The sequence below is a fragment of the Amycolatopsis thermalba genome (genome assembly GCF_023376025.1).
Classification (GTDB): Bacteria; Actinomycetota; Actinomycetes; order Mycobacteriales; family Pseudonocardiaceae; genus Amycolatopsis_E; species Amycolatopsis_E thermalba.
This window is the reverse complement of record NZ_CP091196.1, coordinates 7,213,427-7,229,264: the sequence shown is the minus strand read 5'-3', so window position 1 is coordinate 7,229,264 and position 15,838 is coordinate 7,213,427. Positions and strand designations below refer to the sequence as shown.

Below are 15,838 nucleotides of genomic sequence, written 5' to 3'. Positions count from 1 at the left end.
AGAGCTACCCTGGCCCCACGGTTGGGGGACACCGGTTTGCTGCGCCAGGGGTTCTCCAGCGCCACGGGAGTAAGTGGGGTGGGTCCGATCAGCGAGGTCGTGCACGTGGAACCCGGCGCAGGAGGTGAGGCGCCGGCAGGGCGTGACGCCTCGACGATCCACCGGGCCCGTCGGGTGCTGGCGATCCGGCCGTTCCGGCGGCTGTGGGGGGTCACCTACCTCTGCAGCGTCGCCGACTGGCTGACCATCCTCGGCCTGACCAGCCTCGCGACTCAGCTGACCCCGAACTACACCGCGCAGAACTTCGCCTTCACCGGCGTCCTGCTCTCCGCGCTGCTGCCCGGCCTGATCTTCGCCCCGCTGGGCGGCCTGCTCGCCGACCGCTTCGACCGGCGCAAGGTCATGTTCGTCGCGGACATCTTCCGCTGCGGTTTCCTGCTGTCGGTGGCGCTCGTCGGCACGTCCTGGTGGCTCTACGTCGCGAACTTCCTGGCCAGCGCGAGCGCGATGATGTGGATCCCGTCCAAGGAGGCGGCGGTCCCGAACCTGCTCAAGCGCCCGGACCAGGTGGAGACGGCCAACCAGCTCGGCCTGGTGATGACCTACGGGCTCGCCACGGTCACCGCGGGCGCTCTTTACGCCGTGGTGACGCGGATCGCGGCGTCGGTGGGCCTGCCGTCCGGGTTCTTCGGCGAACTGGGCGTCGCCAAGGTCATCGTCGTGCTCATCGCGCTGCTGTACCTGGCCAGCGCGATCCTGGTGCTGACCCGCATCCCGGAGCTGTCGGTCCGCAAGCCGCGGATGGCCGGGGTCTCGCACGAGCAGGCCGAGAAGGCCGCGAAGCCGGTCAAGGAGGCGGACAAGCCCGGCCTGGGCGAGCTGGTCAGGGACGCCGGCAAGTACGTGCGGAGCACCCCGCTCGTGCGCGGCCTGCTCATCGGCGCCGCGGGCGCGTTCGCCGCGGGTGGCGCGGTGGTCGGGTCGGCCAAGACGTACTCGACGAGCCTGAACGCCGGCGACTCCACGTGGGGCCTGCTGGTCGTGGCCGTCTTCATCGGGCTGGCCACCGGGATGGGCGGGACGCCCAAGCTGGCCCGGCGGCTGCCGCACGACCGGCTCTTCGGCATCTCGATCGTGCTCGCCGGCCTGGCGCTGATCCTGGTGGCGCTGTCCCCGCACCTGACCGTGTCGCTCCTCGCGGTGTCGCTCGTCGGCGCGTGTGCCGGGGCGGCGTTCCTGACCGGTGTCACGATCATCGGTTCCCAGGTGGACGACGCGATCCGCGGCCGGATCAACGCGATCTACCAGTCGATGATGAAGATCATCGTGTTCGGGTCGGTCGCGGTGGTGCCGCTGTTGATCGGCCTGACCAATGCGCGGACGATCACGGTGTGGGGCAACCCGATCATCATCGACGGCACCCGCCCGGTGATGCTCGGCGGCGGCGCGCTCGCCGCGATCGTCGGCATCGTCGCCTACCGGCAGATGGACTCGCGCCGGTCCGAACCGATCATGGCCGACCTGCGCAACGCCATCCGGCGCCGCCCGCGCCGGGTGAACGGGCTGCTCATCGCGCTGGAGGGCACGACCGCCGCGGACACCGCGGTGCAGGCTTCGAAACTCGCCGAGTGGCTGCGGTCGGTCAGCCCGCGCCCGGTGGTGCTGGCCGCGGATCCGGCGCTGGACGACGAGCGCCTGGCCACGATCATCGGCAACGCTTCGCTGTCCGGGGCGCGGGCGCAGGCGCTCGCGGCCGCCGCGGTGCGCGCCGACCTCGTGGAGCGCAACGTCAACCCCGCGCTGGACGGCGGTTCGATCGTGGTGATGGAACGCTTCGTCGACTCGCCGCTGGCGCACCTGTCCGCCGTCGCCGGGCTGGACGCGAAGGAACTCGAAGGCCTGGCCGACTGGGCCACCGGCCGCCTGCGGCCCGACGTGACCGTGCTGCTGGACGCCGACCCCGGCGCGAACGCGCCCGGGCCGATCTCGGTCGAGGACCAGTGGCGCGTGCAGAACCTGCTCAGCGAGATGGCCGCCGCCGACCCCGATCACTACGTCGTGGTGGACGCCGACGGGCCCGCGGACGAGGTCGGCGACCGGGTGCGCACCGCCGTCGCGGCCGTGCTCGCCCAGCGCAAGCTCGGACTGGCGCCGCTGGCCGAGGGTGAGGACAGGTGACCGCTGTCGTCGCGCCGGCCGGGGTGTGGGCCCAGCTGGTCGGCCAGGACCACGCCGTCGACGTGTTGTCCTCCGCCGCGCGCGCGGCCGCGCAGATCGTGGCCGGGGAACCCGCTCCGGCGGGGGCGATGACGCACGCCTGGCTGCTCACCGGTCCACCGGGGTCGGGCCGGTCGGTGGCCGCGCGCGCGTTCGCGGCGGCCCTGCAGTGCATCACCGGCACCGGCTGCGGCCAGTGTCCCGGCTGCCGCACCGCGATGCACGGCACCCACGCCGACGTGCGGCTGGTCATCCCGGAGGGGCTGTCGATCTCGGTCGCCGAGATGCGCGCGCTCGTCCAGGCCGCCGCACGGCGCCCGACCACGGGCCAGTGGCAGGTCGTGATCATCGAGGACGCCGACCGGTTGACCGAGGGCGCGTCGAACGCCCTGCTCAAGGCGGTCGAGGAGCCGCCGGAGCGGACGGTGTTCCTGCTGTGCGCGCCCTCGGACCACCCCGAGGACATCTCGGTCACCATCCGCTCGCGGTGCCGTCTGGTGACGCTGCGGACGCCGGCCGCGGAGGCGATCGCCCGGGTGCTGGCCGACCGGGACGGCGTCGACCCGGAGCTGGCCGAATGGGCGGCCTCGGTGTGCGGTGGTCACGTCGGCCGGGCCCGCCGCCTGGCCACGGACGACAACGCCCGCCAGCGCCGGGCCGCGGTGCTGCGGATTCCGCTGGGCCTGTCCCGGCCCGGTGACGTGTTCCGGTGCGCCGACGACCTGATCGCCGCGGCCGAAGCGGACGCGACGGAGGAGAGCAAGGTCCGCGACGAGGCCGAGAAGGCCGAGCTGCGCAACGCGATGGGCGGCGACGCGACCGGCAAGGGCGTCGCCGGTGCCAAGCGGGCCGCCGAAGCGGCGGTCAAGCAGCTGGAAAAGCGCCAGAAGTCGCGCGCGACCCGCACCCAGCGCGACACGCTGGACCTGGCGCTGGTCGACCTGGCCGGCTTCTACCGGGACGTGCTCGTGGCGATCAGCGGCGCGGACGCCCGGTACAACCACCCGGACCACGCCCAGGACATCGAACAGGCCGCCCGCCAGTGGACGGCCGAATCCACGTTGAAGCGCCTGGAAGCCGTGCTGGCCTGCCGCGAAGCGATCCTGTGGAACGTCAAGCCGCGGATCGCCGTGGAAGCGATGCTCACGGCCCTGCGCCACGGCTGAAAAAAGGGCGGTACCGGTTCCCCGGCACCGCCCCTTGTCATCGCCGAGACGTCAGTCCCGCGGGCGCGGCGACGGCTTCACCGGAACGGTCTTCATCCGCTTGCGGGCCGGGAACGCCGCCACGAGCACGACCCCGAGCAGCAGCATCGCGGTGCCGGTCCAGAACATCGGCACCGCCGAGTAGGCGCCGGCCGTGTAGGCGAGCTTCTGCGGCACACCCGGGGGAGCCGCATTGCCCGCCGGCGGCGGGGGCGTCGTGGTGCTCCCGCAGACGACACCGCCCTCGGGCGCGTACGCCCGCCCGATCTGCTCGCCAAGGGAGATCTGCGCCAGCGACGACGGCAGCGAGTCGCTGCCGGCCGGGAGCAGGTCCTTCAGCCCGGTCGTCGGCAGGATCTTCAGGTCGAGCATCCGGGCGGAGGCGCCCAGCTGGTAGCCCTGGAACGGCTCGGTGAGGTTCTGGCCCTTCTGGGTCAGCTCGGCGATGCTCAGTCGCAGGACGCCGAGGTCGAGCACCTTGCCCGCGGTGTCCGACACCGGCTGCAGGCCCTTCTGCGCGGTCGCGACCAGGCCACCGACCACCGGCAGGTCCTGCAGCGGGCCGAACTGCTGGGACAGGCCGGACAGCGGCAGCCCGATCGGGATGTCCTTCGTCGGGTTGGTCGCGTCGAGCGTGTAGAGCACCTTGCCCTGCCGCTCGATCGTGATCACCGGCGCCGTGTACTCGACCTTCGAGGTCTTCTCGTCACCGGTCGAGGTGACCTTGAGGGTCGGCTGGCTGACGACCTTCAGCGTCAGCTCCAGCGGGGTGCCCTTGAGGATCTCGATGTCGGCGGCCTGCAACGTCGAGATCGACTGGACCGCCTTGTTCGGCGACCCCGGGATGTCGACCAGCTGCACCACCGACCGCGAGGACAGCGTGTTGGGCAGGCTGAGCACGGCGTTCGTGCCGTCGGACCTGGTCTCGGCGCCGCCGCTGAGCAGGCCGCCGAGGGTCTGCAGGCCCTTGGCCGGGTCGAAGCCGTCGGCCAGCTGCACGTTCTGCAGGTCCAGGCCGTCGATCGGCAGGTTCGGCAGCGACGGGATGACGTTGAGCAGCGACAGGCTCGCGACGGAGGTGCTGGCGTCGGCGATCGTGCCGACGCACGGGCCGAGCGTCGGGCTGTAACGCGCGTGCACCTTGCCGTTCAGCAGACCCACGTTGAGCAGCGGGTTCTCCGACGCGTTGAGCCCGCCGGTGAGCGGCTGCTCGTTGTCCGGCAGCGCGGTCTGCACGAGGCTGCCCGGCGCCTGCGGCGCGTTGCCGCCCACCGCGAGCCCGAACGGGGACGACTGGGCGATCGCCTTCTCGTAGCTGAGCAGCGCCTCGGAGTTCGCCTGCGCGCTGGACAGGCCCATCCCGGCCTCGAGCGCGGACTGCTTCGGCAGCTGATCGCTGAAGCCGGGCAGGATCGTGCTGGTCGGGACCGAGTTCGGCAGCAGGCGCAGCACCCCGAGCGCGGCGGCCGCGTCGGCGACGGCGTGGCCGAGCGGCTGCGGGCCCTCCTGGCCGATGAACGGCGGCTGCCCCGGGTTGGCCGGCTGCGGGGTCGGGGTGGTGGGGATCGTGCTCTGCGCCACGGCGGGCGTGGCCGACAGGACGAGCACGGCCGCGGCGACCGGCAGCGCCAGCGCGCGAGGCATGCGTCGACGCATGTGGAAGGTCCTCCCAGTACGACGGGCCGATCCCGTGTGATCGGCGTCGCACAGCCTAACGACGCGGGGGGTGCTGAAGTGACGCGAAAGGGGTCGCTACACTAGTTCGTGTTGCCGCCTTAGCTCAGTCGGCCAGAGCGGCTCACTCGTAATGAGCAGGTCAGGGGTTCGATTCCCCTAGGCGGCTCCGGCAACGGTCGGGGGCTCTCCACTCGGAGGGCCCCCGATGTCGTTTCCGGCCTAGGCTCTCCGGCCATGGCCCGCCGCTCCGAGACGATCAGTCCGACCGCCCACTACACCGGTTACGTGTGGGTGCGGCACGGGCTCTCCGATCCCGCCTTCGCGACCGGCGAGGGCCGCGTGCTGCACCGGCTCCTGCGGCCGCTCATGGCGGTCAGCGGCGCGGTCGGCGGGCCGACCCTGGAGGGCTTCCTGCTGGCCCGGCACCGCCTGATCGACGACCTGCTCACCGACGCCATCGAGCGGCACGGGATCACGCAGGTCGTCGAGGTCGCGGCCGGATTGTCCGCCGGCGGCTGGCGCTTCACCCGGCGCCACCCCGCCCTGACCTACGTCGAGGCGGATCTGCCGGGCATGGCCGAGCGCAAACGCCGCACCCTGCGCCGCGCGAGTCCCGCCGGGCCCGGGCATCGCGTGGCCGAACTGGACGTCCTCGACGAGACGGCCCTGGACCGGCTGGTGGCCGGCCTCGACCCGGCGCGCGGGCTGGTGATCGTCACCGAGGGGCTGGTCAACTACTTCGACGAGGCGACCGTGCGGGCCATGTGGTCGCGCTTCGCGCGGGCGCTACGGCGGTTCGAGCGCGGCCGGTACCTGTCCGACCTGCACCTGGCGACCGCCGACTTCGCGGTGCGGGCGTTCGTCCAGGCGCTCTCGGCGTTCGTGCGGGGCCGCGTGCACCTGCACTTCGCCGATGAGACCGCGGCCCGCGAAGCGCTACTCACGGCTGGGTTCGGCCGGGCGGTGCTGCACCTCCCGGCGTCCACCGGGCTCGTCCGCGTCGTCGAGGCCGCGCCCTAGCAGCCGGTCGAGCAGCATCGCGCCGAACGCCAGCGCGACGAACAGCACCGCGATCACCAGGCAGTTCACCGCCACCCGCGGGTACCCGAGCGCGGTCACGTCGATGAACGGGTACGGGTAGAAGCCGTCGATCGCGCCCCGGACGAGCGTGAACGCCACCCACGCGAGCGGGTAGACCGCCGACCAGCCGATGATCCGCGAGGTGACCGCGCCGCGCGGCCCGAACAGCAACCAGCCGAGCACGCCCAGCAGCGGGGACACGGTGTGCAGCAACAGGTTCGCGACCCACGCCCACCCGGTGAGGTCCTGCAGCCCGGCCAGCACCAGGTGGAACACGATGCCGGTGACCGCGATCGCGAGCACCCCGTCCAGCCGCAGGGTCCGGAACACCGTGGACGTCCGATGTGGACGGATCGCCAGCAGCAGGCCGGTGAATCCCACGATCAGGTTGGACTGGATGGTGAAGTAGGCGAACACGTTCGCCATGCGGGCGGCGGCCGACTCGTAGCGCCCGCCCATCACGCCCGAGGTGACGAACAGCTGCATGACCACGCCAGCCAGCACCACCAGGGCGTGCAGTCCGAACCAGACACGGGCGATCCTCATCCCGGGACGGTAAACGCCCCGGCCACCGCCCGCACCCGAGCCACGCCGGGGGGCGTTTGGGACACCGGTCCTGACAGGTAGGCTGACCGTCCTCATCCGAGTCAGGAGGACATCGCAGTGGCCGTCACCCCGCCGGGGCAGCGCGAGCGGCTCTCCCCGAACCAGCTCGCCAAGCAGGAGCAGATCGTCGAAGCGGCGCGGCGGGTGCTCGCGCGGGACGGACTGGCCGGGTGCACGGCACGGGCGATCGCCGACGCGAGCCCGCTCACCAAGAGCGCCATCCACTACTACTTCACCGACATCGACGTGCTCGTCGACCGGGCGATGGCCGCGCACGTGACCGCCTTCCTGGACGAGCTGCGCGAGGTCGCCGGCCGGCACGCCGATCCGCGGGAGAAGCTGTGGGCCGTCCTCGAGTCCTACCTCGACAGCTTCGCCAAGGAGACCGAGTCGGCGTTCCTGTGGTTCGAGTACTGGATCGCGGTCAGCCGCGCCGACCACCCGGAGGCGATCGAGGCGATGCTGCGGTCGGTCACCGAGCTGCTCACCGAGCTGCTCGCCGGAGTCGGTGTCATCGACCCGCGGGCGCGGGCCCGGGCCCTGATGTCCTACCTGCTCGGCGCGGTGGTGCAGCAGCGTGTCCGGCGTCGTCCGTTCGCCACCCTCCGTGAGGAGATCGAGTCGCTCTGTCTGGCCTAAGGTTCCGGGTATGCCTCTGTTCTCCTTCGAGGGCGTGAGCCCCACCGTCCACCCGGACGCCTGGATCGCGCCCACCGCGACCCTGATCGGCGACATCGTCATCGAAAAGGACGTGTCGATCTGGTACGGCGCGGTGCTCCGGGCCGACTTCGGCAAGATCATCGTGCGCGAGGGCGCCAACATCCAGGACAACTCCGTGGTCCACGTCAACACCGGGGTGTGCGAGATCGGCCGCAACGTCACGGTCGGTCACATGTGCCTGGTGCACGACTGCACGGTCGGCGAGCAGGCGCTGATCGGCAACGGCTCCACCGTGCTCGACCAGTCGGTGATCGGCGAACGGGCGCTGATCGCCGCCGGTTCCACGGTCACCCCGGGCACGCAGGTGCCGCCGGAGGTCATCGCGATGGGCAGCCCGGCCAAGAAGTTCGTGCCGCTGACCGACTCCGCGCGGGGCTGGGTCGACCACAACGCGGCCATCTACCAGCAGCTGGCCCGGCGGCACGCGGACGGTGTCGCACCCGTCGACTAGTGCTCCGGCTGCGATCTCGCCGGCCGGAGTGGGCGGACTGATCAGCGTTGCGCTGCCGGCCAGGCAGCCAGCGCCAGTTCGGCCACCGCGGCCAGCTGGGGGGCGGTGGCGCCGTCCTGGGCTCGTTGCGACAGTCCCTGGAGGACGGTGGTGAAGTACTCGGCCAGGGCCCGGGGGCTGGCCTGGGCTGGCAGTTCCCCCGCCCGCTGCGCCTCCCGCAGCCGGGCCTCGAACCCGTCCACGTTCCGGTTGCGCGGATCGCGGGGAACGCGCGCACTTCGGTGTCCTCCGAAGTGACGTTGGTCCCCGCGCTCATGGCCAGGCAGCCGGCCGGGTGCGCGGGGTCCGGGTAGATGACCGCGGCCTCGCGCAGGATGCGCGCGAACGCCCCTTATGCGGTCGGCTCCTCGCGAAGCGCCGCACCCGCGAAGCCGCCGACCGGTGACCGGCCGTAGGCCTCCACGACCTCCTCGAACAGGGACTTCTTGTCCCCGAAGCCGGCGTACAGGCTCCCTGAGCGGATGCCCATCGCCTCGGTCGGATCGCCGATGGAAACGCCTTCATAGGAGCGCATCCGAACGGGCGGCGGCCGGGCCTTCGCCCTCCAGGCGCAGCTGGGCCGTCGCGGCGACGCCGCCGCCCTGTGGTCGGGATTCGACGCCCAGATCCACCGCCACGCACCCGAGCCGGTCGTCGACATCATCGTCAACAACGCCGGTATCGGACGCAGTGCGGACCTGGCGACACTGACCGAGGACGGTTTCGACGAGGTCTTCGCCGTGAACGTGCGAGCGCCGTTCTTCATCGTGCAGGAGGGAGTGAAGCGGCTGCGCGACGCCGGCCGGAGCATCAACATCTCCAGCGGCGCGGCCCACCTCGCCAAGGAGCTGGGCAGCCGGGGCATCACGGCGAACTCGGTCGCGCCCGGGATCATCGACACCGACGTCAACGCGGGGTGGCGCGGGGCAACCCGGAGGCCGAAGCCCACGCGGCTTCCCTGGCCGCGCTGGGCCGCGTCGGCCGGCCGGACGACGTGGCCGACGTCGTGGCCTTCCTCGCCTCGACGACGCGCGCTGGGTGACCGGCAAGGTGATCGACGCGACCGGCGGCTCCGGCCTGTGAGCTGCGCGCGGCTGGTCGTGGGCGAGACCGGCGACGTGAGTACTAAGCTGGGCGCACAGCAATTTGCGACTGGCGCCGTAGAGGTGGAGCACCACCGGGAAGCGACCGACGAGGCCGGCACCGCGCGCCTGGGTGTGGCCAGTGTCAGGAGTAGGAAGATGACGCACCAGCCAGCCATCCCCACGCTCACCGCGGCCGACCCGCAGATCGCCGGTCTCGTCGAGGACGAGGCGCGCCGCCAGGCGGAGAAGATCCGCCTCATCGCCTCGGAGAACTACGTGTCCGAGGCGGTCCTCGAGGCCACCGGCTCCGTCCTCACCAACAAGTACTCCGAGGGCTACGCCGGCAAGCGCTACTACGAGGGCCAGCAGTTCATCGACCAGGTCGAGCAGGTCGCGATCGAGCGCGCCAAGGCGCTGTTCGGCGTCGACCACGCGAACGTGCAGCCGTACTCGGGCTCGCCCGCGAACCTGGCCGCCTACCTGGCCTTCGCCAGCCCCGGCGACACCGTGATGGGCATGGCGCTGCCCGACGGCGGCCACCTCACGCACGGCTGGTCGGTCTCGGCCACCGGCAAGTGGTTCAACCCGGTCCGCTACGGCGTGCGCAAGGAGACCGGCCGCGTCGACCTCGACCAGGTCCGCGAGCTGGCGCTGGAGCACCGGCCGAAGCTGATCTTCGCGGGCGGCACCGCGATCCCGCGCACCATCGACTTCCCGGCCTTCGCGGAGATCGCGAAGGAGGTCGGCGCCGTGCTGGTGGCCGACATCGCGCACATCGCCGGCCTGGTCGCCGGTGGCGCGCACCCGTCGCCGGTCGGCCACGCGCAGGTCATCACCACCACCACGCACAAGACCCTGCGCGGCCCGCGCGGCGCGATGATCATGACCGACGCCGACCACGCGAAGGCCATCGACAAGGCCGTGTTCCCCGGCCTGCAGGGCGGCCCGCACAACCACACCACCGCCGCGATCGCCGTCGCGCTGGGCGAGGCGTCCAAGCCGGAGTTCCGCGACTACGCCCACGCCATCGTCGCCAACGCCAAGGCGCTCGCCGAGGCGCTGATCGAGCGCGGCTTCGACCTGGTGTCCGGCGGCACCGACAACCACCTGCTGCTGGTCGACCTGACCAGCAAGCAGATCGGCGGCAAGCCGGCCGCGCAGGCGCTGGACCGCGCCGGCATCGAGCTGAACTACAACACGGTGCCGTTCGACCCGCGCAAGCCGTTCGACCCGTCCGGCATCCGGCTGGGCACCGCGGCCATCACCACCCGCGGCCTCACGCCGGAGCACCAGCCGCAGATCGCCGAGTGGATCGACCGCACGATCACCGCGGCCGCCGCGAACGACGAGGCCGCGATCACCAAGATCGCCGGTGAGGTGCGCGACCTGCTCGCCGCCTACCCCATCCCCGGCTACCGGGCCTGATCAGCAACGACGAACGCCCCTTCCCCCGCGCGGGGAAGGGGCGTTTCGCGTTGACCGGCACTCAGTGGTGCTCGCCGCCCTCGGCGGCCTCCTTCGCGAGCCGGTCGATCTCACGCTGGTAGGAGCGCTTGATCTCGGCCTCCGCCTCCGTGCGGCCCACCCACTGCGAGCCCTCGACGCTCTTGGCCGGCTCCAGGTCCTTGTAGACCTGGAAGAAGTGCTCGATCTCCAGCTTGTGGAACTCGTTCAGGTGGTGGATGTCACGCAGGTGCTCCAGCCGCGGGTCGTCCGACGGCACCGCGAGGACCTTGTCGTCCGGGCCCTTCTCGTCGGTCATCCGGAACATGCCGATCGCGCGGCAGCGGATCAGGCAGCCCGGGAACGTCGGCTCCTGGACGAGCACCAGCACGTCGAGCGGGTCGCCGTCCTGCCCAAGGGTGTCGTCGATGAAGCCGTAGTCGGCCGGGTACTGGGTGGCCGTGAACAGGGTCCGGTCCAGGCGGATGCGGCCCGTCTTGTGGTCCACCTCGTACTTGTTGCGCTCCCCCTTGGGGATTTCGATCGTGGCGTCGAACTCCACGGCGTCCTCGCTGACCTCGTCTTTTTCCCGCCGGTACCGGCGGCTTACGGTTTCGCTAACTTGTCGTCACTAGTGTGGACCACGCGCCGTTGGGAAGTCGCACTGATGTCGTCTTGACAACAGTGAGTTTGCCCGGCGGCGTGTCGCCGGTGAGGAGGAGGGGTGCGTGCCGAGCAACGACCAGCCCGAGTGGCCGTCCGAAGATGCGGACGTCTCCGCCGAGGAGAAGCCCGCTGACGGTGGTGCCACGGCCCAGCTGCCGGTGCCCGGCGAGGCCTCGCTGCCCGAGTCGCCGACGCTGTTCGTGCCGGCGCCCAAGCCGGACGCGGAGCGCACGCAGGTGATCGACCTGCGGCAGGAGCAGGAGACCGAGCCGCACCAGCTCCCGAAGCCCGAGCCGCGACCGGCGCAGCCGCAGCAGCCGGGACCCGGGCCGCAGCCCGCCGCGCGGGGCGAGCAGAGCCCCGGCCGGCCGGAGCAGGGCGCGCCGCCGGAGCGGCCCCGGCCACAGCCCGCGCCGAATCCCGAGGCCCCGCAGCCCGCGCCGCACCCTGACCGCCCGCAGGGCGAGCAGTCGCAGCTGGGGCAACCTGCCGCGCCGAATGCCGAGCGTCCGCAGGGCCCGCAGCCGGTGCCGCCCGCCGCTGCTCCGCTCATGCAGCCGATGCGCATCGAGCCCAGCGGCGAAATCCACCCCGCCGAGGCGACCACCGGCGAGGAGAAGCCGCCCGCCGAGCCCGCGGCGAAGCCGAAGCGCCGCCGCAAGCGCGTGCTGATCACCAGTGCCCTCGCGCTGCTCCTGGTCATCGCGGTGGGCGCCGCGCTCGCCACGCCCTACGTCTCCAACCGCCTCGGCCTGCCGTGGGCGCCGAACCTGCCCAAGGGCGACACCCCGGAGCCGGTCCCGGTGGCCCTCTCGCTCAAGGCGCCCAGCGAGTCGGCCCCGCAACCGACGTCGGCCGGCGTGTCCGCGGCGCTGGCCGGCCCCGCCGCGACCTCCGCGCTGGGCACGCTCACCGGTGCCGTGATCGACCCCCAAACCGGCGAACTGCTGTGGGACCGCAACTCCGGCCAGTTCCGCACCCCGGCGTCGACCACCAAGCTGCTGACCACCTCCGCCGCGCTGCTCGCGATGGACCCGGGCACCCAGCTGAGCACCAAGGTCGTCCAGGGCGCCTCGCCGGACACCGCGGTGATCGTCGCGGGCGGGGACATCACGCTGTCCTCGCTGCCGGCCGGGCAGCAGTCGGTGTACTCCGGTGCCGCCCACCTCGACGACCTCGTCACGCAGGTCAAGCAGGCCAGCGGCGGCGCGATCGAGAAGGTGCAGATCGACACCTCGATCTGGTCCGGCCCGCTGACCGCGCCCGGTTGGGCGCCCGACGACGCGCCGATCTACACGGCCGCGATGACGCCGGTGATGCTCGACGGCGGTCTCACCGACCCGACCAACGACCACTCGATGCGCGTCGCCCAGCCGGCGAACACCGTGCTGCAGACGTTCGCCCAGCGCCTCGGCGCCAGCGCGGCCGGGCAGGCGAAGGCGCCCCAGGACGCGAAGGTGCTCGGCGAGGTGAAGTCGGCACCGCTGAGCGAGCTGATCGCGCACGCGCTGGAGGCCTCGGACAACACCCTCGCCGACGCCATCGGCCGGATGACGGCGATCGCGACCGGCACCGAGGCGTCGTTCGCCGGCGCCGCGCAGGCGACGCTGTCCGTGCTGTCCCAGAACGGGTTCGACGTGTCGCAGGTCGAGCTGAGCGACAACAGCGGCCTGTCCCCGCAGAACAGCGTCCCGGCGAAGCTGCTCGCGCAGGTCCTGGCGGTCGCCGCCGAACCGGACGGCAAGGACCCGCGCACCGCGAAGCTGCGCCCGATGCTGGCCGGGCTGCCGGTCGCCGGCGGCAGCGGCACCCTCGCCGACCGCTACAACGCCGCGAACTCGCGGTCCGGCAAGGGATGGGTCCGCGCCAAGACGGGCACTCTGTCCGGGGTCCACACGTTGGCAGGGATAGTGCTGGACGAGGACGGCCGGGTCCTGGTGTTCGCGTTGATGTCCGACGGCCCCGACCAGGATCCCGCGCGGGCGGCACTGGACGTCGTCGCGGCCTCGCTGCGGGGCTGTGGCTGCCGATAGCTTCCGGAAAGGTGTGAACACGATGAGCGAGGTCGCGTCCCGGCCGGTCGTGGACTGGTCGCTGGCCGCCGCCACGGGCGCGTTCCTCGCCCGCGGCGGGCCGGTGGTCTCCCGTGAGGAGGCCGGCCTGGCCGTGACCGAGTTGCGTGAGCTGACGGTCGACGCCGAGGCCCACGTCCGCGACCTGACCGGCCTGGGAGCCGGGCTGCCGCTGCTCCCCGGTGACGTGGTGGACCGGCCCGGCTGGGTGCGCTCGGCCGCCGCCGGGCTGGACGCGCTCACCGCGAAGGCACTGCCGCCCAACCCGGCCGGCCCGCTCGGGCCCGTCCTGGCCGGTGGCGCCGGCGTGCAGACCGGCGTGGTGCTGGCCTTCCTGGCCTCCCGCGTGCTGGGCCAGTACGACCCGTTCGGCGGGCCGGACGGCGGCGGGCGGCTGCTGCTGGTGGCGCCGAACGTGGTCACCGCCCAGCAGGCGCTGCAGGTGCCGGGCCGCGACTTCCGGCTGTGGGTGTGCCTGCACGAGAGCACCCACCGGTTGCAGTTCACCGCCGTGGACTGGCTGCGCGACTACTTCGCCGACGAGGTCGAGCGCCTGGTCGGCGGCCTCACCAGCGACAACGACGGGATGACCGACCTGCTCGGCCGGCTGCCGGAGGCGCTGCGCGAGGCCCGGCGCGCCAAGGCCGACGGGCTGGTCGCGGTCGGTCAGCTGCTGCGGTCGCCGGAGCAGCGCGAGGTGTTCGACCGCCTGCTGGCGCTGTCCACCCTCCTCGAAGGGCACGCGGACTACGTGATGGACGCGGTGGGGCCGAGCGTGGTGCCCAGCGTCGAGACCATCCGCGCGCGGTTCACCGAGCGGCGCAAGGGCGGCGGCCTGCTGGACCGCCTGCTGCGCGCGCTGCTCGGGGTGGACGCCAAGATCCGCCAGTACGCGCAGGGCGCGGCCTTCACCCGGCACGTGGTCGACCGGGTCGGGATGGCCGGGTTCAACGCCGTCTGGACCTCGCCGAACACGCTGCCGACCCGGGCCGAGATCGCCGATCCCGAGGCGTGGGTGCGGCGCGTCCACCCGTGACCGGCCCGCACCCCGCGGTCGCCGCGGTGCGCCGCGCGGTGCGGAACCTCCTGGCCGAGTGCCCCGGCGTGCCCGCGATCGACGTCGCGTTGTCCGGCGGGGCCGATTCCCTGGCGCTCACCGAGGCCGCCGTGTTCACCGGGCGAGCGCTCGGGTTGCCGGTGCGCGCGCTGGTCGTGGACCACGGGCTGCAGGCGGACTCGGCACGCGTGGCCGCGGAAGCGGCCGGGGTCGCGCGCAAGCTCGGCGTGGACTCCGCCGAGGTCCTGACCGTCGACGTGACCGGTGCCGGCGGACCCGAGGCGGCGGCCCGGAACGCCCGGTATGCGGCACTTCGCGAGCACCAGCGCGGGATCGTCCTCCTCGGGCACACGCGTGACGACCAGGCCGAGACCGTCCTCCTCGGACTCGCCCGCGGCTCCGGTCCGCGGTCCATCGCCGGGATGCGTGCTGTGGATCTCCCGTGGGGTAGGCCACTTCTCGACGTGCCCCGCGCGACGACCCGGCAGGCGTGCCACGCGCTCGGCCTGACCCCGTGGGAGGACCCGCACAACAGCGATCCGCGCTACACCCGGGTGCGCCTGCGCACGGAAGTGCTGCCACTGCTGGAAGACGTCCTCCACGGCGGGGTCGCGGCCGCGCTCGCCCGCACGGCCGCCCAGCTCAGGGAGGATTCCGAGGCGCTGGACGCGCTCGCCGCGGACTTCCTGGCGCGGCACGGGAAACCGGACATCCCGGCCCTTTCGCCGCTGCCGGCATCCCTCCGGCGGAGGATCCTGCGGAACTGGCTCGTCGCGCACGGCGCGCGCGGCCTCACCGACGCCCACCTGCGGTCCGTCGACGCGCTGGTCGGCGACTGGCGTGGTCAGGGCGGCGTTTGGCTACCCGGCGGCTTGGTGGTGACCCGGACGCATGGCAGGCTTGCCATGAATCCACCGGAAACAAGAGGGGACTGACCCGTGTACGAAGGCGAGATCGCCTCCGTCCTCATCACCGAGCAGCAGATCAACGACAAGATCACCGAGCTCGCCAAGCAGATCGCCGCCGACTACGAGCGCGAGACGTCTGCCGGCGACCTGCTGCTGGTGGGCGTGCTCAAGGGCGCCGTCATGTTCATGACCGACTTCGCCCGCGCGCTGCCGATGCCGGCGCAGCTGGAGTTCATGGCCGTCTCCTCGTACGGTTCGTCCACGTCGTCCTCGGGCGTGGTGCGGATCCTCAAGGACCTCGACCGGGACATCACCGGACGGCACGTGCTGATCGTCGAGGACATCGTCGACTCCGGACTGACCCTGTCCTGGCTGCTGAAGAACCTGGCGAGCCGCAACCCGGCGTCGCTGGAGGTCGTCACGCTGCTGCGCAAGCCGGAGGCGGTCAAGGTGGACGTGCCGGTGCGCTACGTCGGGTTCGACATCCCGAACGAGTTCGTCGTCGGCTACGGCCTGGACTACGCGGAGCGCTACCGCGACCTGCCCTACATCGGCACGCTCGATCCGAAGGTGTACGGCGCCTGAACACGGTGCGTGAGCACCGGAAAATCG

General features: G+C 72.3%; 14 protein-coding genes, 1 tRNA gene, 1 pseudogene and 1 riboswitch. Of the genes and pseudogenes, 12 read left to right on the top strand and 4 right to left on the bottom strand.

Features of this window, described 5'->3' with window-relative positions; translation table 11 throughout:
* Positions 1–78: 78 nt before the first annotated feature.
* On the top strand, positions 79–2,178 hold the full coding sequence (locus L1857_RS35020; protein ID WP_116110205.1) for a bifunctional MFS transporter/dTMP kinase: 2,100 nt from the start codon (positions 79–81) through the stop codon (positions 2,176–2,178).
* A complete protein-coding gene (locus L1857_RS35015) occupies positions 2,175–3,383 on the top strand; it encodes a DNA polymerase III subunit delta' (RefSeq protein ID WP_094005609.1) in 1,209 nt (402 codons plus the stop codon). Before L1857_RS35020 ends, L1857_RS35015 begins: the two co-directional genes overlap by 4 nt.
* Before the next feature lie 51 nt (positions 3,384–3,434).
* Here L1857_RS35015 and L1857_RS35010 read toward each other — a convergent pair whose 3' ends face one another.
* Positions 3,435–5,078, bottom strand: a complete 1,644-nt coding sequence (locus L1857_RS35010; protein WP_249467323.1) for a hypothetical protein — start codon at positions 5,076–5,078, stop codon at positions 3,435–3,437.
* 113 nt (positions 5,079–5,191) lie between these two features.
* On the opposite strand from L1857_RS35010, the gene L1857_RS35005 reads away from it, so the two are divergent.
* Positions 5,192–5,265 (top strand) — tRNA-Thr (locus tag L1857_RS35005).
* 68 nt (positions 5,266–5,333) lie between these two features.
* Positions 5,334–6,119, top strand: a complete 786-nt coding sequence (locus L1857_RS35000) for a class I SAM-dependent methyltransferase (protein ID WP_116110207.1) — start codon at positions 5,334–5,336, stop codon at positions 6,117–6,119.
* Here the strand turns inward: L1857_RS35000 and L1857_RS34995 are convergent.
* Positions 6,036–6,725: a Pr6Pr family membrane protein gene (locus tag L1857_RS34995; protein WP_094005612.1), complete on the bottom strand. Its 690-nt coding sequence runs from the start codon at positions 6,723–6,725 to the stop codon at positions 6,036–6,038. The genes L1857_RS35000 and L1857_RS34995 overlap by 84 nt on opposite strands.
* Before the next feature lie 117 nt (positions 6,726–6,842).
* Here L1857_RS34995 and L1857_RS34990 point away from each other — a divergent pair, with 117 nt between their 5' ends.
* Together L1857_RS34990 and L1857_RS34985 are read left to right on the top strand one after the other, a co-directional pair.
* Positions 6,843–7,424, top strand: coding sequence for a TetR/AcrR family transcriptional regulator (locus L1857_RS34990; protein ID WP_116110208.1), 582 nt, complete (start codon positions 6,843–6,845; stop codon positions 7,422–7,424).
* A 10-nt stretch (positions 7,425–7,434) separates the two neighbouring features.
* Complete coding sequence (locus L1857_RS34985; RefSeq protein ID WP_094005614.1) at positions 7,435–7,956, top strand: gamma carbonic anhydrase family protein; 522 nt, start codon at positions 7,435–7,437, stop codon at positions 7,954–7,956.
* Positions 7,957–7,997: 41 nt separating this feature from the next.
* Here the strand turns inward: L1857_RS34985 and L1857_RS34980 are convergent, their stop codons facing one another.
* Positions 7,998–8,198, bottom strand: coding sequence for a hypothetical protein (locus tag L1857_RS34980; RefSeq protein ID WP_205413204.1), 201 nt, complete (start codon positions 8,196–8,198; stop codon positions 7,998–8,000).
* 330 nt (positions 8,199–8,528) lie between these two features.
* On the opposite strand from L1857_RS34980, the pseudogene L1857_RS35875 reads away from it, so the two are divergent.
* Positions 8,529–8,771 (top strand): annotated as a pseudogene (locus tag L1857_RS35875) (SDR family NAD(P)-dependent oxidoreductase); the annotation flags it as partial.
* Positions 8,772–9,133: 362 nt separating this feature from the next.
* Positions 9,134–9,219, top strand: a riboswitch (ZMP/ZTP riboswitch).
* Positions 9,220–9,236: 17 nt separating this feature from the next.
* Entirely contained in the window at positions 9,237–10,505 is a 1,269-nt protein-coding gene (locus tag L1857_RS34970; protein WP_094005615.1) for a serine hydroxymethyltransferase, read from the top strand.
* Positions 10,506–10,566: 61 nt separating this feature from the next.
* On the opposite strand, the gene L1857_RS34965 is transcribed toward L1857_RS34970, so the two are convergent.
* A complete protein-coding gene (locus L1857_RS34965) occupies positions 10,567–11,085 on the bottom strand; it encodes an inorganic diphosphatase (protein WP_094005616.1) in 519 nt (172 codons plus the stop codon).
* A 166-nt stretch (positions 11,086–11,251) separates the two neighbouring features.
* Between L1857_RS34965 and dacB the strand changes: the two genes are divergently transcribed.
* From dacB to hpt, 4 genes are read left to right on the top strand one after another with little or no spacing between them, the layout of a single operon-like run.
* Positions 11,252–13,222: a D-alanyl-D-alanine carboxypeptidase/D-alanyl-D-alanine endopeptidase gene (dacB, locus tag L1857_RS34960; protein ID WP_116110210.1), complete on the top strand. Its 1,971-nt coding sequence runs from the start codon at positions 11,252–11,254 to the stop codon at positions 13,220–13,222.
* A gap of 22 nt (positions 13,223–13,244) precedes the next feature.
* Positions 13,245–14,297, top strand: a complete 1,053-nt coding sequence (locus tag L1857_RS34955) for a zinc-dependent metalloprotease (protein ID WP_094005673.1) — start codon at positions 13,245–13,247, stop codon at positions 14,295–14,297.
* A complete protein-coding gene (gene tilS, locus L1857_RS34950) occupies positions 14,294–15,253 on the top strand; it encodes a tRNA lysidine(34) synthetase TilS (protein WP_094005618.1) in 960 nt (319 codons plus the stop codon). The genes L1857_RS34955 and tilS overlap by 4 nt, the downstream gene beginning before the upstream one ends.
* A gap of 3 nt (positions 15,254–15,256) precedes the next feature.
* Positions 15,257–15,811 (top strand): hypoxanthine phosphoribosyltransferase, encoded by a 555-nt coding sequence (hpt, locus tag L1857_RS34945; protein ID WP_094005619.1) that lies wholly within the window; start codon positions 15,257–15,259, stop codon positions 15,809–15,811.
* Positions 15,812–15,838: the final 27 nt, after the last annotated feature.